The organism is Nocardioides sp. LHG3406-4 (assembly GCF_049897745.1).
Lineage (GTDB): Bacteria > Actinomycetota > Actinomycetes > Propionibacteriales > Nocardioidaceae > Nocardioides.
Window position 1 is genome coordinate 19,096 of record NZ_JAFCWV010000008.1, and the last position, 18,622, is coordinate 37,717.

The 18,622-nt window shown below is 70.7% G+C and carries 19 protein-coding genes; all 19 read left to right on the forward strand.

What is annotated here, in order from left to right; translation table 11 throughout:
- Window positions 1-84: 84 nt before the first annotated feature.
- The 19 genes from ACP7BP_RS20855 to ACP7BP_RS20945 all read left to right on the forward strand — a co-directional run bounded on the left by ACP7BP_RS20855 (window position 85) and on the right by ACP7BP_RS20945 (window position 18,590).
- Window positions 85-1,272 carry an ABC transporter substrate-binding protein gene (locus tag ACP7BP_RS20855; protein WP_426247555.1) on the forward strand — a complete coding sequence of 396 codons (1,188 nt, stop codon included), beginning with the start codon at window positions 85-87 and terminating at the stop codon, window positions 1,270-1,272.
- 3 nt (window positions 1,273-1,275) lie between these two features.
- Window positions 1,276-2,175: an ABC transporter permease gene (locus ACP7BP_RS20860; protein ID WP_426247557.1), complete on the forward strand. Its 900-nt coding sequence runs from the start codon at window positions 1,276-1,278 to the stop codon at window positions 2,173-2,175.
- Window positions 2,172-3,017, forward strand: a complete 846-nt coding sequence (locus tag ACP7BP_RS20865; RefSeq protein WP_426247559.1) for an ABC transporter permease — start codon at window positions 2,172-2,174, stop codon at window positions 3,015-3,017. Before ACP7BP_RS20860 ends, ACP7BP_RS20865 begins: the two co-directional genes overlap by 4 nt.
- Before the next feature lies 1 nt (window position 3,018).
- Window positions 3,019-4,092 (forward strand): ABC transporter ATP-binding protein, encoded by a 1,074-nt coding sequence (locus tag ACP7BP_RS20870; RefSeq protein WP_426247560.1) that lies wholly within the window; start codon window positions 3,019-3,021, stop codon window positions 4,090-4,092.
- A complete protein-coding gene (locus ACP7BP_RS20875) occupies window positions 4,089-5,627 on the forward strand; it encodes an amidase family protein (RefSeq protein WP_426247561.1) in 1,539 nt (512 codons plus the stop codon). Before ACP7BP_RS20870 ends, ACP7BP_RS20875 begins: the two co-directional genes overlap by 4 nt.
- Complete coding sequence (locus tag ACP7BP_RS20880; protein WP_426247562.1) at window positions 5,624-6,559, forward strand: amidohydrolase family protein; 936 nt, start codon at window positions 5,624-5,626, stop codon at window positions 6,557-6,559. Before ACP7BP_RS20875 ends, ACP7BP_RS20880 begins: the two co-directional genes overlap by 4 nt.
- Window positions 6,556-7,731, forward strand: coding sequence for an aminotransferase class I/II-fold pyridoxal phosphate-dependent enzyme (locus ACP7BP_RS20885; protein WP_426247563.1), 1,176 nt, complete (start codon window positions 6,556-6,558; stop codon window positions 7,729-7,731). The genes ACP7BP_RS20880 and ACP7BP_RS20885 overlap by 4 nt, the downstream gene beginning before the upstream one ends.
- Before the next feature lie 48 nt (window positions 7,732-7,779).
- Window positions 7,780-8,262, forward strand: a complete 483-nt coding sequence (locus ACP7BP_RS20890; RefSeq protein ID WP_426247565.1) for a RidA family protein — start codon at window positions 7,780-7,782, stop codon at window positions 8,260-8,262.
- Between the two features lie 33 nt (window positions 8,263-8,295).
- A complete protein-coding gene (locus ACP7BP_RS20895; protein WP_426247567.1) occupies window positions 8,296-9,249 on the forward strand; it encodes an FAD-dependent oxidoreductase in 954 nt (317 codons plus the stop codon).
- Window positions 9,250-9,340: 91 nt separating this feature from the next.
- Window positions 9,341-10,240, forward strand: coding sequence for a DUF6282 family protein (locus tag ACP7BP_RS20900; protein ID WP_426247569.1), 900 nt, complete (start codon window positions 9,341-9,343; stop codon window positions 10,238-10,240).
- Between the two features lie 6 nt (window positions 10,241-10,246).
- Complete coding sequence (locus ACP7BP_RS20905) at window positions 10,247-10,645, forward strand: hypothetical protein (protein WP_426247571.1); 399 nt, start codon at window positions 10,247-10,249, stop codon at window positions 10,643-10,645.
- Window positions 10,646-10,697: 52 nt separating this feature from the next.
- Complete coding sequence (locus ACP7BP_RS20910) at window positions 10,698-11,708, forward strand: branched-chain amino acid ABC transporter permease (protein WP_426247573.1); 1,011 nt, start codon at window positions 10,698-10,700, stop codon at window positions 11,706-11,708.
- Between the two features lie 3 nt (window positions 11,709-11,711).
- Window positions 11,712-12,692: a branched-chain amino acid ABC transporter permease gene (locus ACP7BP_RS20915; protein WP_426247575.1), complete on the forward strand. Its 981-nt coding sequence runs from the start codon at window positions 11,712-11,714 to the stop codon at window positions 12,690-12,692.
- Complete coding sequence (locus ACP7BP_RS20920) at window positions 12,682-13,578, forward strand: ABC transporter ATP-binding protein (RefSeq protein ID WP_426247577.1); 897 nt, start codon at window positions 12,682-12,684, stop codon at window positions 13,576-13,578. The genes ACP7BP_RS20915 and ACP7BP_RS20920 overlap by 11 nt, the downstream gene beginning before the upstream one ends.
- Window positions 13,578-14,318 carry an ABC transporter ATP-binding protein gene (locus ACP7BP_RS20925; RefSeq protein WP_426247579.1) on the forward strand — a complete coding sequence of 247 codons (741 nt, stop codon included), beginning with the start codon at window positions 13,578-13,580 and terminating at the stop codon, window positions 14,316-14,318. Before ACP7BP_RS20920 ends, ACP7BP_RS20925 begins: the two co-directional genes overlap by 1 nt.
- A 66-nt stretch (window positions 14,319-14,384) precedes the next feature.
- Complete coding sequence (locus ACP7BP_RS20930) at window positions 14,385-15,611, forward strand: ABC transporter substrate-binding protein (RefSeq protein WP_426247580.1); 1,227 nt, start codon at window positions 14,385-14,387, stop codon at window positions 15,609-15,611.
- Window positions 15,601-16,959: a hypothetical protein gene (locus tag ACP7BP_RS20935; protein ID WP_426247581.1), complete on the forward strand. Its 1,359-nt coding sequence runs from the start codon at window positions 15,601-15,603 to the stop codon at window positions 16,957-16,959. Before ACP7BP_RS20930 ends, ACP7BP_RS20935 begins: the two co-directional genes overlap by 11 nt.
- A gap of 72 nt (window positions 16,960-17,031) precedes the next feature.
- Window positions 17,032-17,658 (forward strand): helix-turn-helix domain-containing protein, encoded by a 627-nt coding sequence (locus ACP7BP_RS20940; RefSeq protein WP_426247583.1) that lies wholly within the window; start codon window positions 17,032-17,034, stop codon window positions 17,656-17,658.
- Between the two features lie 89 nt (window positions 17,659-17,747).
- Window positions 17,748-18,590, forward strand: coding sequence for a putative hydro-lyase (locus ACP7BP_RS20945; protein WP_426247585.1), 843 nt, complete (start codon window positions 17,748-17,750; stop codon window positions 18,588-18,590).
- Window positions 18,591-18,622: the final 32 nt, after the last annotated feature.

Sequence of the window (18,622 nt, forward strand, 5' to 3'; positions counted from 1 at the left end):
AGACACCGCCCGGGGGTGACCCCCTCCAGCATCGTCCAATCTTCTCGACATCGCCAGAGGCGATCGAGGCGCCGGGAGGCTCGCATGGACTCGAACCACTATCTCAGCCGTCGTCGTCTGCTCCAGGGAACCGCCGCACTCGCGGTCGGCACCGGCGCCGCCTCGCTGCTGGCCGCGTGCGGCGGCGGTGGTGGCGGCGGCTCCAGCTCGAACGCCACCCTCAACCTCGCCGACCTCGGTGTCGGCGACCCGGGGGACTGGTCGAAGTTCGAGAGCGAGTACGACTGGAAGGTCAACCTGGTCGCGATCGGGAACGCGCCCGCCCAGGTCGTGAACGTGCTGCAGTCGGGCGGCACCGGGAAGTACCACGTCATGGACTGCGTGGGCGGGATGCAGAAGCCGCTGGTGCAGAACGACCTCATCCGACCCCTCGACACCGACCGGCTCCCCAACTGGGGCAAGAACGAGTTCATCTCGAGCTACTTCCCCGAGGGCGACGCGGGCTTCGCGTTCATCGGCTACGAGGACAAGTTCTACGGCTACCCGACCGTGCTTCAGGGCGACTCCTTCGCCTACGTGGAGGACGAGACGGGACCGCTCGACAGCTATGGGGCGCTCTTCGACCCCCAGTGGCGGGGGCAGGTCGCGCTCGAGGACAACTTCACCACCGCCGGCCAGAAGGCCGCGCTCTACCTGAAGTCCAGTGGGCAGGCGGAGATCGGCGACCCGGCCAACATGACCACGGACGAGATCACCACGGTGGTCGACTTCCTGGTCGACCTGAAGAAGGCCGGCCAGTTCCGAGCCATCTGGACCAGCTTCGACCAGGCCGTCTCGCTCCTGACGGACAAGGAGGTGAAGGTGATCGACTGCTGGGAGCCGATCGCCATCGCCGCCCAGGCCAAGGGCGTGAAGGCGGTGTACGCCGAGCCCCAGGAGGGCTGGCTGCTGTGGGCCTACGTCGCCTACCTCGTCAACAACCCGGCGAGCAAGGACGCCACCGAGGATGCGGCGTACGAGCTGATGGACTTCATGGGCAGCGGCTGGTACGGCGCGACCATCACCCTGAAGCAGGGCTACCTGACCAACCCCGAGGCCCTGACCTACGCCGAGGCGCACTCCGACGAGTTCACCGCCGACGACGTCGCCAAGATCAAGGACATCAGCGAGCGCGTGAAGAAGAAGTTCGAGCAGGGCGGCACCTGGCAGAACCGCTGGCCCGACAACGTCGAGGCCTACCAGACCGAGTGGGCGCGGTTCACCGCCTCCTGATCCATGGCCACTTCGCGAGCAGTGACGCGCACGGGGGCCCGCGCCGGCAGGGGCATCGGCTACAGCCTGCCCTGGGTCTTCCTGCTCGTCTTCTTCTTCGCCCCACTCGCCCTCACCATCGTGTGGAGCACCTGGAGGTCGAACGGCTTCTGGATCGAGCCGGCGTTCACGACCTCCGCCTACGAGCAGTTCTTCGACGCGGCCCGCATCGCCACCCTGCAGCGCAGCCTGGTGCTCGCGGCCGTGACCACCGTGGTCGGCCTGCTGGTGAGCTACCCGATCGCCTACTACCTGGCCTTCCGGGCACGGGCCGCGGTCACGCAGCTGTTCCTGATGGCGTTCGCGTTCCCGTTCCTGGTCAACTACATCATCCGCGAGGTCTCCTGGGTGCAGATCCTGGGGCGCGACGGCGTCGTGAACCGCCTCCTCATCGACGTGGGTCTGGTCGACACCCCGCTCGACTGGCTGCTGTTCTCCAAGTTCGCCGTCGCGCTCGGTCTCTTCACGGCGTACATGCCCTTCATGGTGTTCCCGATCTGGCTCTCCCTGAGCGGGATCCCGCGCAACCTCATCGAGGCGAGCCACACCCTGGGCGGCTCGCCGCGCCGCACCCTGACCCGGGTGATCCTGCCGCTGTCGATGCCCGGCGTCTTCGCCGCCGTGATCTTCTGCTTCGTGGGCGCCTTCGGGGACAGCGCCGTGCCCGCGATCCTGGGGGGCGGCTCCTTCCACCTCGTCGGGAACACGATCTCCGCGTCACTGAGCTCGCTGAACTACCCCCTCGCCGCGGCCATCTCGAGCGTCGTCGTGCTCGTGATGTCGGTGCTGCTGGTGATCTGGGTGCTGGCCTTCGACGTACGGACCCTGCTGGGCAAGGCCGTGGGCTGGGAGCGGCGCTCATGACCGGTCGCCCGCTCGGGCGCCGCCTGGTCGTGGCGCTCTGCCTGGCCGTCGTGGTGCTCCTCTACGTCCCGCTCGTCCCGCCGTTCCTGAAGTCCATCGAGGTCTCGGACGGCGAGGGGACGTGGCTGCACTACCGCGAGCTCGCGCAGGACCTGGTCATCTCCGACGCGGTGCAGCGCTCGGTCCAGCTGGCCGTCATCGTCGGGGTCGCCACCGCACTGCTCGCACTGGTGGCGGGGCTGGCGATCAGGCGCTCGCGGATCCCGCGGGTCCTCATCGTGGCGCTGTTGATGCCGTTGTTCGTGCCGGCCGTGAGCGCGGGCCTCTCCTCGGCGATGTTCTTCAAGTACGTCGGCCTGGAGCCGTCGCTGCTCTCCATGGTCCTGGTGCAGGTCTGCTACTGCCTGCCGTTCGCCTTCCTGATCGTCATCACGAGCATGTCGACGTTCGAGGAGCGGCTGATCGAGGCGGCGTACATGAGCGGAGCGACGCCCGTGCGGGCGTTCTGGACCGTCGAGCTCCCGATCATCCGCTCCGGCGTCGTCGGGGGCGCGGTGTTCTCGATGGTGCTGTCGCTCAACGAGACCATCAGGACCAGCCTCGTGCAGGGGCCCTTCAACACCATCCAGACCTACATCTGGGCCACCTACCTCGACGTCGGCATCAACCCGAGCCTGTACGCGCTGATGTCGATCATGATCCTGGCCACCGCCGGCATCATCGGGATCTTCCTGGTGGTCGTCTCGCTCAGGAGCCGTCGGGTCGATGTCCCGCCCGACGCGCTCGCCACCCCAGCTGAGCCGGCGCCGGGCATCCCGGTCGGCTCGGGAAGGCCGGCCTGACATGACCGCCTCGCCATCGACCGTCGAGACCGCGGAGACGACGACCGTGCCGGCCGTCGAGCTCGTCGACGTCACCTGCTCCTTCGGCAGCGTCCGGGCCGTCGACCAGGTCAGCCTGACCATCGCCTCGGGCGAGTTCTTCACGCTCCTCGGCCCCAGCGGGTCGGGCAAGACGACCGCCATGCGACTGGTCGCCGGGCTGGCGCGACCCGACGGGGGGACCATCCGGATCGCCGGCGCGGACGTCTCCGGCGTACCCCCGTGGAAGCGCAACGTCGGCATGGTGTTCCAGGACTACGCCCTGTTCCCGCACCTGGACGTGACCGGCAACATCGCCTACGGGATGAAGATGCAGCGCCGCCCCGCGTCCTACATCCGCTCCGAGGTCGAGCGACTGCTCGACGTCGTGAAGCTCCCGGGGTTCGGTCCGCGCAGCGTCACGACGCTCAGTGGCGGCCAGCGCCAGCGCGTGGCCCTGGCCCGCGCCCTCGCCTCCGGCCCGGCCGTGCTGCTGCTCGACGAGCCGCTGGCGGCGCTGGACGAGAAGGTACGCCGCGAGATGCAGCTGGAGCTCCGCCGGATCCAGCAGGAGACCGAGACCACCTTCCTCTACGTCACCCACGACCAGGAGGAGGCGCTCACGATGAGCGACCGGGTGGCCGTCTTCCGGGACGGGGCGTGCGTGCAGTGCGACGTGCCCGCGACGCTCTTCGAGCACCCGCGCACGCGCTTCATCGCGTCGTTCTTCCGCGGGTTCAACGTCCTCCGGCTGCCCCACCGGCTGCTGCCCGAGGGCACGACCGGCCTGCCCGGGGGCGCGGCGACCGACGGGTCGTCGGAGGTGGCGATCCGCGCCGAGCGGGTGGTGCTGGGCGCCTCGTCGTCGGCCGACGCCCTGAGCCTCCCCGGCCAGGTCCGGCAGGTCACCTACCGCGGAGCGGTCACCGACCACATCGTCGTGCTCGACGACGACCAGACCGTCGTCGCCACGGCCGGCCGGGCCGAGGCCGCGCCCGGCGACCGGGTCGACGTGACGCTGCCGGCCGCCGACCTCGTCCACTTGGAGGTGGAGTGAGCGCGTCGACGGTGACCCGCGAGGCGGTCCGTGAGATCGCGGCCGACCTCGGGTGGCAGCTGACCGACGCCGAGGTCGACGTCTACCTCGACCGCCTGGTGACCCAGGTCGAGGGCCTCGGTGAGCTGTTCGCGGTCGACAGCTCCGAGCAGGTCCCTCAGCAGCTGGCGGCCGGCGCCGGGGACCGGGCCTGGTGGGCGCCGACCCCCGAGTCCGACCCGCTCGGCCTCTTCATCCATCGCTGCGAGGTGCGCACCGGAGGGACGGGGCCGCTGAGCGGCCGCACGCTCGCGCTCAAGGACAACATCGCGCTCGCCGGCGTGCCGATGACCCTGGGCTCCCGGGCGCTGGCCGGCCACGTGCCGGAGTACGACGCGACGGTCGCCGCGCGGCTGCTGGCGGCCGGGGCGACCATCGTCGGCAAGACCAACCTCTACGAGTTCTCCCTCGGCGACGTTCCCAGCGGCTACGGACGGACCCTCAACCCCGCCGACCAGACCCGCGAGACCGGTGGCTCGTCGTCCGGCTCCGCGGCTGCGGTCGCCAGCGGCGCGGTCGACGCGGCGCTCGGCGGCGACCAGGGAGGGTCGATCCGCATCCCGGCCGCCTGGTGCGGCGTGGTCGGGCTCAAGCCCAGCTTCGGGCTGGTGCCGCACACCGGCATCGCCGGCGCGGACCCGACCATCGACTTCGTCGGGCCGATGGCCAGGACCGTCGCCGAGGTCGCCACGGTGCTCGACGTCATCGCGGGACGCGACGGCCTCGACGCCCGCCAGCCGGAGGGGATCGACCCGCCCGGGTACGCCGCCGCGGTCGCGGAGCCGCCGACGCGACTGCGGCTCGGCGTACTCGCCGAAGGCCTCCCTGCCACGACCGGGCCCGGCGTATGCTGGGCCGTCGAGGAGACCATTGAGGCGCTCGCTCGCCAGGGCCACGAGGTGCGGCAGGTGTCGGTGCCGCGGCACGCCGACGCCGCCACCGCCTGGCTCGCGATCTGGCTCGCCGGGACCCACCTGATGGCACAGACGGGCTTCGGCGCCGCCTTCCACACCGGCTGGTACGACGCGTCCCTGGTGCAGCAGCTGACCCGACTGCTGCCGCACGCCGCCGAGCTCCCGCTGAACCTCAAGCAGAACGTCGTCGCGGGGGAGTACCTCCGCCGGCGCTACGACGGTGGGCTCTACCCCCGCGCCCAGAATCTCCGCCCCGAGCTCGCCGCCTGCTACGACGAGGCGCTGGCCGGCCTCGACGCCCTGGTGATGCCGACCACCCCCGACGTCGCACCGCGGTTCACCGAGCCGGCCGACGAGGCGGAGGCCGTCGACCTGAAGGTCTTCGGAGGCGGCGGCCTGCGGCTGACCGACATCGTCGCCAACACCGCGGCCTTCGACTTCACCGGTCATCCGGCCGTGACCGTGCCGTGCGGCGACGTCGACGGGCTCCCGGTGGGCTTCCAGGTGGTGGGCCGCCGCCACGACGACCGGACCGTCCTGCGCGTCGCGCGGGCCGTGGAGCTGACGAGGGAGTCGCGATGATCATCGACCTGCACCGGCACCTGTGGTCCGTCGTCGAGCGATATGCGTCCGTGCGTCGCGAGGCCGCCCGCTCGTCGGTGCAGGTGCTCGACGCCGAGACGGCGCAGGAGCTCGGCTCCGAGGGCCTCCCGGACGTCGACTCCCGGGGCGCGACGATCATCGCCGAGATGGACGAGGCCGGCATCGACGTGTCCGTGGTCTTCCTCGGCGACTACGGCCTGCGCCTCGGTGAGTCCGCGCTGAGCGTCGAGGACGAGAACCGCGCGATCGCCGAGCTCGCCCGCAGCCATCCGGGCCGGATCGTGCCCTTCGCGGGCGTCGACCCCCGGCGGCCGCAGGCGCTCGACCTGTTCCGGCGGGGGCTGGACGAGTGGGGCATGCGGGGCCTGAAGCTGCACCCCGGCACCGGCTTCGACCCGGGCGCCGAGGAGTGCCGCCCGTTCTTCGAGCTGGCCGGCAGCCGCGGGGTCCCGGTCGTCGTACACACCGGTCCGATGGCGAGCCCGCTGGTGAGCCACACGGCGCGCCCGGTCAACCTCGACCCGGTCGCCGCCGACTTCCCCGGCACGACGATCGTGATGCAGCACGCCGGCCAGCGCTGCTGGTGGGAGGAGGCCCTCAACATCGCCTTCTGGAAGCCCAACGTCTACCTCGAGCTGTCCATGTGGCAGTGGACCTACCAGTTCGACCGAGCCGGGTTCGTCAAGGCACTGGGCCGGATGAAGCAGGAGATCGGCCTGGACCGCGTGCTGTTCGGCAGCGACTTCCCCGGGCTGGCCGAGACGATGGGGCTCCGAGCCTGGGTGGAGGTCTTCTCCGACCTGCCCGGCCTGGCTGCGGAGCACGGCGTGGAGATCACCACGGCGGAGGCGGACGCGATCCTGGGCGGCAACGCCCAGCGCATCCTCGGCCTGGACGGGGCGCCGCGATGAGCATCGGCGACCTGGTCGCGGCGACGGCCGCTCAGATCGAGGAGGAGGGCGTGGTCCCCGAGCCGGTCGTCGAGTCACCGATGAGCGGTCGGGCGCGCTTCGCCGGCCGCGAGGACCCCCTGGTGGTGCTGTGCAGCAACAACTACCTCGGGCTGGCGAGCGATCCCGACGTCGTGGCCGCGACGGTCGCGGCCGTCCACGAGTACGGCGCCGGCAGCGCGGCGGCCCGCTTCATCGCTGGGACGACCCCTGTGCACCTGGCGCTGGAGGCGGCTTTGGCCGAGCTGGTCGGCACCGCGGCGGCCGTGACGTTCTCCTCGTGCTCGACGGCCAACCATGCAGTGCTCGCCACCCTCGCCGACAAGCAGACCCTGATCTGCTCCGACGAGCTCAACCACGCGAGCATCATCGACGGCGTGCGCCTGGCGCGCGCCGGGGCGAAGCAGGTCTACCCGCACGCCGACCTGGACGCGCTCCGTGAGCTCCTGACCTCCCACCCCCTGCGGGACCAGGCGATCGTCGTCACCGACGGGGTCTTCAGCATGGAGGGCGACCTGGCGCCGCTGCCCGACCTGGTGGACCTGTGCCGGCGCCACGGTGCCTTCCTGGTCGTCGACGACTCGCACGCGACGGGCGTGCTGGGGGAGCACGGGCGGGGCACCACGGAGCAGCTCGGGGTGCTGGGCGAGGTCGACGCCGTCACGGGCACGCTGGGCAAGGCGCTGGGTGGCGCGGCGGGCGGTTTCGTCGCCGGATCCGCAGACCTCGCCCGGGTGCTGCGCCGCCACGCTCGTCCCTACATCTTCTCCAACCCCGTTCCCCCGGGCGTGGCCGCCGGCTCGCTGCGGGCCATCGGGCGGCTCCGCGAGGACCCGTCCCTGCTGGCCCGCCTCCGGACGGTGACCGAGCGACTGCGCGCCGGTCTGTCCGAGCTCGACCTGGAGGTCCTGGCCGGGGAGAGCGCCATCATCCCCTGCATCGTGGGGGAGGAGTCCCGCGCCAGGCATCTCGGCGACGCACTCCTCGACGAGGGCGTCCTGGTCACGCCGTTCGCCTACCCGGTCGTGCCGCGCGGCACGGCTCGGCTCCGGGTGCAGGCCTCGGCCGCCCTGAGCGACGACGACGTCGACCGGGCGCTGACGGCGTTCAGATCGGTGACCCGGCTGTCCTGAAGCCCGCCCACAGAGACCCCACACCACCAACGACAGGAGCGACCCACCGTGTCATCGGAGCCCGACCGCCGTACCCCCGAACAACGACTCGAGGCCATGGGCCTGGTGTTGCCGCAGGTCGCCACCCCGGCGGCCAACTACATCGTCTCGCGCCAGGTGGGGGAGCTCATCTACGTCGCGGGCCAGGTGCCGTTCGTCGACGGCAGGCTGCCCGTGACGGGCAAGCTGGGGGCAGCCGTCGACCTGGAGGAGGGGCAGCGGCAGGCGCGGGTGGCCACCCTGAACGCCCTGGCGGCGGGCGCGCAGGCCGCCGGCTCGCTGGCCCGCCTGGTCGTCGCCCAGCTGATGGTCTTCGTGGCCAGCACGCCCGACTTCGTCGAGCAGCACATCGTGGCGAACGGCGCGAGCGACCTGCTGGCCGACGTCCTGGGGGAGGCCGGCAAGCACCCGCGGACCGCCATCGCCGTTCCCTGTCTCCCGCTGGACGCCCCGGTCGAGGTCCAGGTCACCTTCACCACGGTGTCTGCTTGATGCCGCGGTCGAGCAGCAGGCACCGGAGGCGTCGTGGATGACCGTGTGGTCGTGCTCGGCGGCGGCATCGTCGGGCTCACCGCTGCCTGGCGCCTCGTCGAGTCCGGGTGGTACGTCGAGGTGTGGTCCGACCGTGACTGGGCGGAGACGACCTCGGCCGTCGCCGCAGCGGTCTGGCGCCCCTACCGGGCCGAGCCGGAGGCCGACGTGGTGCGGTGGAGCACGCGCACCTTCCAGGTCTACGAGGAGCTCGCCGAGGTCCGCGACTCAGGCGTGATCATGATGTCGGGGCTCGAGCTGGGGCGCGAGCCGATGGCGGACCCGGCCTGGGCGCAGGCACTCCCCGGCTTCGGCCATGCCGCGGCCGCCGCGCTGCCCGACGGGTACGTCGACGCCCTGGCCTACCGCGTCCCGGTGGTCGCGATGAACCTGCACCTCCCGTGGCTGGTGGCGGAGCTGACGGCTCGCGGGGTGCGGTTCGTCCGCCGCCGTGTGGGGTGGGTCGAGGAGGCCCTGGTGGCGACGCCGCGGGTGGTCAACGCGACGGGCCTGGGTGCGCGCGACCTGGTGCCCGACCTCGAGGTCTATCCCGTGCGCGGGCAGGTGCTGCGGCTGACCAACCCGGGACTCACGGAGTTCCGGCTCGACTACCACCACCCCGCGGGCCTGACCTACGTCGTACCTCGTGGCGCCGACGTCATCATCGGGGGGACCGACCAGGAGGACAGCTGGGACACCGCGGTCGACGAGCCAGAGGCGGCGGCCATCCTCGAGCGGTGCTGCCAGCTGTGTCCCGAGCTGGCCCGGGCCGAGGTCCTGGGCCGCGCGGTGGGGCTGCGTCCCGCCCGCTCCAGCGTCCGGCTCGAGCTGGTGGACGCCCCGGGGGGATGGGTCTGTCACAGCTACGGCCACGGTGGGGCGGGAGTGACGACCGCCTGGGGCTGCGCCGACGACACCGCGGCCCTGATCGGGGAGACCCGCCCCTGAGCGTGGCTTTCGTTGACAACCTCTGCCCACGCACCTAGCGTCTATTACGCCGAACTGAATGTCTGTTTCAGCAGACAGAAGGGAATTGTCAATGACCGGGAGACTGGACCTGGACCTGCTGCGGGGCGCGATCGACATCCACGTCCATCAGGCGCCGTCGCTGTTCCATCGTCACAACTTCGTCGACTGTGTCCGCGACGCCCAGGAGAAGGGGATGCGCGCGGTGGTGCTCAAGAGCCACCACATGATGACGACCGACCGGGCCGCGGACGCCATGCGCCAGGTCGACGGCATCGACGTCTACGGCAGCATCACCCTCAACCTCGTGCACGGCGGCATCAACCCCTTCGCGGTCGACCACGCGCTTCGGATGGGCGCCAAGGTCGTGTGGATGCCGACCATCGACACCGTCCAGCAGCAGAAGCACTTCGGCCAGATCGGTGGCTACGGGTCGCGGCAGTCGGTCGAGCTCCCGGACTTCTACCTGGAGGCCGAGCCCATCACGCTCACGAAGCCCGGGGGCGAGCTGGTCCCCGGCCTCAACCACTGCCTGCAGCTGATCAAGAAGTACGACGCCGTGCTGGCCGTCGGCCATGTCAGCCCCGAGGAGACGCTGGCGCTGGTGAAGGCCGCCTCGGCGGCCGGGATCACCAAGATCGTGGTGGACCACCCCTACCTGCCGTTCACCGAGCTCTCCGACCTGGAGAAGCAGCAGGAGCTGGTCGACCACGGCGCGATCCTCAACTACGCCTTCAGCATGATCACGCCCAAGTGGTTCTCCGTGGCCGTCCCGCAGCTCGTCGAGAACCTCAAGATCATCGGCCCCGAGAACATCGTGCTGTCCTCCGACCTCGGCCAGATCCACAACCCGCTGCCGGCCGAGGGGCTGCGCAGCTACGTGCAGATCCTGCTGGAGGAGGGCGTGACGGGCGACGAGATCGAGCTGATGCTCAGCGCCAAGACGGCCAACCTGCTCTACAGCGAGAGCTAGGCGAAGGTGTCGCCGAGCGAAGGGTCGTCGGGCGGTGTCTCGATCGTCCGGCTCGACGAGGACGTGCCGCAGATCGACGTCGGCCCGGGAGTCGAGGTGCGGCACCTGGTGGGCCAGGAGCTGATGTTCCGGGTGGTGGAGCTCGCGGCGGACGCGTCCCTCCCCATCGACGAGCCGGACCAGGAGCATGCGGTGTTCGTGACCGCCGGCACCGTCCGGATCGCCCAGGGCGAGCGTGACTGGGAGGTCGCCTCGGAGAGCGCGGCCATGCTGCGTGTCGGCCGTGGCTTCAGCCTCGCGGCTGTAGGCGGCGCGGCTCGGTGCCACATCGCGTCGACGCCCCCCAACGTCGCCCTGGTGCGGGACCTCCTGCACCTGGAGCACGCCGACCACGGGTTCGACTGACCGCCGGGAGGCCGCTGTGAGCCAGATGACCTCGAGAACGGAAGGTGGACTCGTGGCCGACCGTGGGACGAGCCCGGCGCCGGGCTCCCGGGCCCGACGGACGAGGCTCGGCGTCGCCGCCGTCATCGTGGTGGCCGCGGTCGCGTGGGTGGTCGGGGCCAACGCGCCGGAGTCGTCCAGCCTAAGCAACCTTCCCCAGGCGCTGGTCGACGGCGTGAAGTACGGGCTGATCATCGCCACCGCCTCGATCGGGCTGTCGCTGGTCTTCGGCACGACCAAGCTCATCAACTTCGCGCACGGCGAGATGATCACCTTCGGCGCCGTCGTCGCGTGGTACGTCCAGGCGCACGGGATCCCGCTCTGGCTGGCCGCGGTGGTGGCCGCGGCCGCGGGCAGCGCCTTCGGCGGGGCTCTCGAGCTCTCGCTGTGGCGCCCGCTGCGCAAGCGGCGGACGGGCCTGTTCCAGCTGCTGATCATCTCCCTGGGCCTGTCCCTGGCCGTCCGGCACATCTACCTGATCGTCATGGGAGGCAGCAGCCGGGCCTACCGCGAGTACCGCATCCAGCAGGAGTGGCACTTCCTGGGTGTCTCGCTCACCCCTCGCGATGTCGGGATCATGGTCGTGGCCGTGCTGCTGCTGGGTGCCACGACGTGGATGCTCCAGCGCACGCCGATCGGCCAGGCGATGCGCGCCGTGGCCGACAACCGCGACCTGGCCGAGGCCTCGGGCATCAGCGTCAAGCGCGTCGTGCTCGTGGTCTGGATGATGGGCGGCGGGCTCGCCGCCGTCAGCGGCGTGCTGCTCGGCCTCAACGGCTCGATCAGCTGGGACATGGGCTTCGGCATCCTGCTGGTCGTCTTCGCCGCCGTCATCCTCGGCGGCCTGGGGAAGGCCAACGGCGCGATGGTCGGCGGTCTCCTGATCGGCGTGGTCAGCCAGGTGAGCACGCTGTACTCACCGCCGGAGCTGCGCACCTTCTGGGCGCTCTTGGTCCTGATGCTGGTGCTCCTCGCCCGACCCGAGGGCATCCTCGGCTCCCGCCACGCGACGCGGATCGGATGACAGATGGACGTACTCATTGACGCGCTCCGCACCGCCGTCGGCCCCCAGGCGGCCATCTACGCCCTGGCCGCCATCGGGCTGAACCTGCACTTCGGCTACACCGGCATGCTGAACTTCGGGCAGGTGGGCTTCATGCTCGTCGGCGCGTACGGCGTGGCCATCGGCGTCGCGACGTGGGGGCTGCCGATGTGGCTCGGTCTCGTGCTCACGGTGGCGGCGGCCGTCGTCTACGCCCTCCTGCTCGGCCTGCCGACCGTGCGGCTCAGAGCCGACTACCTGGCGATCACCACGCTGGCCGCGGGAGAGTCCATGCGGCTGCTCTTCCGGTCACAGGCCACCGAGGACGTGACGGGGGGCGTGTTCGGACTGACCCGGTTCGCCAACGCCTTCTACGACCTCAACCCCATCCCCCGCGGCCGCTACGGCTTCGGCTCGTGGGCCTTCTCCAACCAGACGCTGTGGGTGATGATCGCGGGCTGGGTCCTCGCCATCCTGGCCGCGTGGCTGGTCCACCTGCTGGCCAGGAGCCCATGGGGTCGGATGGCCATGTCGGTGCGCGAGGACGAGCAGGTGGTCCGCAGCGTCGGCAAGAGCATCACCTCGATCAAGCTCCAGAGCCTGGTCCTCGGCGGCGTGATGGGCGCCGGCGCCGGGGCCCTGCTCGCCATCAGCCAGCAGGCCGTGACGCCCGACTCCTTCATCCCGGAGGTCACGTTCTTCGCCTACGCCATCGTCATCCTGGGAGGCATCGGAAGGGCCTGGGGACCGCTGGTCGGCTCGGTGATGTTCTGGTTCGTGCTGTCGGCGTTCGACAGCGGGATCCGGTCCCTGTCCGACTCCGGCCTTCCCGAGAACCTGGTCAGCGCCGACGCCCTGGGCGCCTACCGCTTCGTCCTCGTGGGGCTGGGACTGATGGCACTGATGATCTTCCGTCCCCAGGGCGCCTTCGGGGACAAGAACGAGATGGTGCTCGGTGAGCACTGATCCGAAGGCCGCCCCGATGGCCGCCGAGCAGCCGGGCTCCGCAAAGGCCGTGCCCCTGCTCGTGGCCCACGACATGCAGCGCTGGTTCGGAGGGCTCCGCTCGGTCGCGGTCGACCACCTCGAGGTCGAGTCCGGGCACGTCACCAGCCTGATCGGCCCCAACGGCGCGGGCAAGACCACGCTGTTCAACCTGCTCACCGGCTTCGACCGGCCACAGCAGGGGACCGTCTCCTTCGAGGGCACCGACGTCAGCCGGTGGAGCGCCCACGCCCGGGCCCGGCACGGCATGGTGCGGACGTTCCAGCTGACCCGCTCGATGACCCGGCTGACAGTGCTGGAGAACGTCAAGCTCGCCGCTCAGCACCAGCGCGGCGAACGACTCCACCGGGCGCCGTTCTCCTTCACCTGGCGTCGTCAGGAGAAGGAGAACGAGGAGCGGGCCAGGGAGCTGTTGAGCAGGTTCGGGCTGGCGAAGATGGTCGACGAGTACGCCGGCACGCTCTCCGGTGGCCAGCGACGGCTGCTCGAGCTGTCGCGAGCCCTGATGCTCGAGCCGAGGCTGCTGATGCTCGACGAGCCGATGGGCGGGGTCAACCCGGCGCTGCGCGAGACGATCATGGGCCACCTGCGGGAGCTGGCGGCCGAGGGCGCGACCGTGCTGCTGGTCGAGCACGACATGGACATGGTCATGGGAGTCAGCGACTGGGTCGTGTGCATGGCCCAGGGGCGGGTGATCGCCGAAGGGCGCCCGGAGACCGTCGCCAACGACGACGTGGTGGTCGACGCCTATCTCGGTTCGGGCTACCGAGAACGTACCGAGGGCGCCGAGGGTACAGAGGGCGCCGAAGGTGTCGAGCGCCGGACCGAGGGAGATGAGGGGCCATGATGAGCTCCCGGCAGGACGTGCTGGTCGTGGAGGACCTGGTCGCCGGCTACGTGCCGGGCGTCGACATCCTCCGGGGGTGCTCGCTCTCGGTCTCCGAGGGCGAGCTCGTCGGGATCATCGGCCCGAACGGCGCCGGCAAGTCCACCTTCATCAAGGCGCTGTTCGGCCTGGTGCCGGTGCGCGCGGGGTCGGTCCACCTCGAGGGCGAGGACGTCGCCGGGCTGGAGGCCCACGACCTCGTGTCGCGGGGTGTCGCCTATGTGCCCCAGACGAACAGCGTCTTCCCGAGCCTGACCGTCGAGGAGAACCTCCGGATGGGGCTCTACCAGCAGCGACACCGCTGGACCGAGAGGTTCGACCAGGTGACCACCATGCTGCCCCTGCTCGGCGACCGCCGCCGTACTCGAGCCGGGCTGCTCTCGGGCGGCGAGCGCCAGATGGTGGCGGTCGGGCGGGCGCTGATGACCGAGCCGAGGATCCTGCTCCTCGACGAGCCGTCGGCCGGCCTGTCGCCGATCAACCAGAGCGAGTCCTTCAACCGCACCCTCGAGATCAACGCGCAGGGCGTGACGATCGTGATGGTCGAGCAGAACGCCCAGCGATGCCTGGAGATCGTGCACCGCGCCTACGTGCTCGACCAGGGGCGCAACGCGCACACCGGCACCGGTGCGGAGCTGCTCGGCGACCCGCGGGTCGTGGACCTCTACCTCGGGAGCCTGAGCCGGGCGTCGCGTCGCTGACCTCTTGTGTCTATTAAGGCAGACGCTTAGGCTATTATAATCTCCACTTCGAGAGGACCGATTGCGATGGCTTCCCGCAAGCTCCAGGCACTGTCCGCACTCGCTGCGTGCGCCACCCTGCTCACCGCCTGCTCCCAGAGCGGCGGAAGCTCCGACGCCCTCTCGGTCGGCTACGTCCTGCCCGAGACCGGCGGGATCGCCTTCCTCGGCCCCGGCATGATCGGTGCCGCCAAGGTGGCCACTGCCGACATCAACGACGCCGGCGGGGTCAACGGCGCCGACCTCAAGCTCACCGGAGGTGACGAGGGTGACGGTGACGGGGCGGTCGCGACGCAGACGGTCGACCGGCTGCTCAATACCGACAACGTCTCGGCCGTCATCGGCGCCGCGGCGTCGGGCGTCTCGCTCAAGATCATCGACAAGGTCACCTCCGCGGGCGTGGTGCAGTGCGCGCCGTCGAACACCAGCCCGACCTTCACCGACTACGACGACGGCGACTTCTACTTCCGGGACGCTCCGAGCGACGCCCTGCTCGCGCCGGTGTTCGCCTCGCTCATCGTCAAGGAGGGCGGCAAGCGCGTGGCGGTCGTCGGGCGCGCCGACGACTACGGCCAGAGCCTGACCAAGGCAGCGGCCGAGGAGATCGTGGCGGCGGGCGCCGAGGCGTCCGACCCCATCCTCTACGACCCGACCGCGCAGGACTTCGACGCCGAGGTGCGCGACATCATCGCCTACAAGCCCGATGCGATGGTGCTCATCGCGTTCGACGAGACGGCCGCGATCATGCGGCGGCTCATCGAGGCCGGCTACGGGCCCCAGGACATCAAGATCTACGTCGGCACCGGCTCCAAGCAGGCCGACCTGGCCGAGCAGGTCGAGCCCGGCAACGCCGCCTCCGTCCAGGGGCTCCTGGGCGTCAACCCGGCCGCCACCTCCAACGAGGACTTCCTCGAGAAGCTGCGCGGGGAGGTCAAGGACCTGTCCGCCACGCAGTACACCGGCGAGACCTACGACTGCGTGACCCTGGTCGCCCTGGCGGCCGAGCAGGCCGGGAGCAACGACCCGCAGGACATCGCCGACAACATGCAGTCCGTCTCGGCTGAGGGCACCAAGTGCTCCAGCTTCGCCGAGTGCAAGGACCTGCTCGACGACGACGAGGACATCGACTACGACGGCGTCAGCGGCCCGATCGAGCTCGACGACGCCGGCGACCCCACCAAGGCGACGTACGACGAGTGGGAGTTCCAGGCGGACGGCAGCATCAAGACCCTGACCAGTGTCGATGCCGGCTGAGCCCGATCTTGCCGGGGTAGTGCCGGCGGACCGGCTGGACGTCCTGCGGCAGCGGATCCTCGAGCTCGACGACGAGCGCCTGGACAGCCGGAACAAGGGGCTCGCCCTGGCCGTGGGGGAGTCGTTGCCGGCCTCCGACGTGGGCGGGCGTCGGTGGAACGTCCTCGACGGTGACCTGGACATGCCGGCGCTCGTGCTCAAGGAGCGGGAGCTGGCCGGCAACGTCGAGGTGATGGCGGCGTACTGCCGCGAGCACGGCGTCGACCTGGCCCCGCACGGCAAGACGACCATGGCCCCGCAGCTGTTCCAGCGGCAGCTGGAGGCGGGAGCGTGGGGCATCACGGCGGCCACCGCCTGGCAGGTGCGCATGATGCGGTCCTTCGGGGTGCCGAGGGTCCTGCTGGCCAACGAGCTCGTCGACCCCGGCGCGATCGGCTGGGTGCTCGACGAGATCGACGCCGCTCAGGCCGGCTCGAGGCCGCCCTTCGACTTCCTCTGCTACGTCGACAGCCTCTCGGGCATCGAGATCATCGAGCAGGTGGTCGCGAGCCGTCGGTCCGACACCCGGCTGCCCGTGCTGGTCGAGCTCGGCTACGACGGCGGCCGCACCGGGGCCCGCTCGGTCCCGGACGCACTCGCGCTGGCGGAGCGGGCCGCGAGCTCCTCAGGTGTGCAGCTGCGGGGCGTCAGTGCCTTCGAGGGCCTGATGCCCGCCCCCACGCTGGAGGAGACGCTCGGCCTGGTCCAGCGCTACCTCGACGACGTGCGCGAGCTGGTCGTGGCCGTCGGGGCCGCCGGGTGGTGCGGCGATGACCCCGTCGTCGTCTCCTCGGGCGGGAGCGCCTTCTTCGACCTGGTCACCGACACCCTCGCCCCCCGCTGCTTCGACTTCCCGGTGCACACGGTGCTGCGCAGCGGCTGCTACATCACCCACGACGCGGAGATGTACGAGGACACCTCGCTGCTGGGCGGTCGCCCGGGATCCGGTCACGGCGTCCTGCACCAGGCCCTGGAGCTGTGGGCAACGGTGTGGTCGCGGCCGACCCCGGAGCTGGCCATCGTCGGCTTCGGCAAGCGGGACTGCCCCTACGACTACCGGCTGCCGGTGCCGCTGCGCACCCGACGGCCGGGCGACACGGCGTGGCACGACGTACACGGCGACTTCGAGGTCGTGGACCTCAACGACCAGCACGCCTTCGTGCGCGTCCCGGCGGACTCCACCCTCGCCGTCGGCGACCAGGTGGTCTGTGGGATCAGCCATCCGTGCGGGGCGTTCGACAAGTGGGGCTACATCCCGATCGTCGACGAGGCTTACACCGTTATCAACGGAATCTTCACGTTCTTCTGATCGGTACGGGAGACTGAGCGCGGCTCGTGCAGGCGAGCCGACGGGCAACCAATGACACGTCGGGAGCAGCGGGTGACGGAAGAGAAGCTGGGGTCAGAGCCGTCGACACAGTCGGCCATCGACGCCGTGCTCGCCAGGAACCTCAAGCGAGTGCGCAAGGCACGAGGGATGTCGCTGGCCGCGCTGGCCCGTGACTCGGGCCTGGCGCGGGCGACGCTCTACCAGATGGAGGCCGGGAGCGGGAACCCGACCATCGACACGATCTGGGCGGTGAGCAACACGCTCCAGGTGCCGTTCAGCGAGCTGCTCTCGGAGGACGAGGCGCCCGCCGTGCAGATCATCCGTGCCGAGACCGAGGGCCCGAACGTCGTGGGCGCGACCCTGGTGGGCCGGCTGCTGCGCCGGTTCCGCCTCAGCAACGGCGTCCTCGAGCTGCTCCACCTCCGCATCGAGCCGGGCGGCATCACTGCCGGGCACGCCCATCCGGAGGGAGTCTTCGAGCACGTGCTGGTCATGCAGGGCAAGCTGCGGACCGGCCCCGACGACCAGCAGGCGACGCTGGAGGCCGGTGACTACGCCAGCTTCCGGGCCGACGTACCGCACGGCTACGAGGCGCTCGCCAAGGAGCCGGTGCTCGCCGCGCTGATCATGGAGTACCCGCCGACCATGGACCTGACCCACCTGCCGACCATGCACTGAGGGGCGGCCGGCCAGGGCCTCCGGTCGCCGGCCGGCTGGGTCGCGACTGACCCTTGACTGCCGCGGGACCCCGGCTTAGGTTGTCTATTATGTCGGACAAAGTGGCCACTTCGGCAGACGCCCGGTCCTCCTCGCTGACGCGGGTCGACGCCGCCCGGCTCTCCCCGAGAGATCTGCGCGCAGCGATCGCGACCGAACAATGGACCGACACCACGTTGGGCCTGGGCCTGGGCCACCTCCAGGCCAACCTGGCGGTCGTGCCGCGTGAGGACGCCTACGACTTCCTCCTCTTCTGCCAGCGCAACCCCAAGCCGGTGCCCCTCATCGAGGTCCTCGACGCCGGCTCGCCGCTGGTCCAGCAGCTGGCCCCCGGCGCGGACCTGCGCACCGACCTGCCGCGCTACCGGGTCTTCCGGGATGGCGAGCTGGCCTCCGAGCCGCTCCACCTGCGTGACGACTGGGAGGACGACGCCGTCGCCTTCCTGCTCGGCTGCAGCCTCACGTTCGAGGCGGCGCTGCTCGAGTCGGGCATCCCCCTCCGGCACCTGGAGGCGGACACCCCGGCCCCGGTCTACATCACCTCGCAGCAGTGCCGGCCGGCCGGCAAGTTCTCGGCTCCGATGGTGGTCAGCATGCGACCGATCCCCGCGCCCCTGGTCGCCCGCACGGTCCAGGTGACCTCGCGCTACCCCTGGGGCCACGGCGCACCGGTGCACATCGGTGACCCCGCGGGCCTGGGCATCGACGACCTCGACGCAGTGGACTTCGGCGCCCCGCCGCACATGGAGAAGGGCGACGTACCCGTCTTCTGGGGGTGTGGCATCACGCCGCAGCTGGCCGTCGACGGGGCGCGGTCCCGCTACACCTTCACCCACTACGCGCAGCACATGTTCGTCACCGACCGGTCCTCGGAGGCGGACGCGGTCGCCTGAGGCCGTCGCCCACCGCCCGCGGCGATCCACCC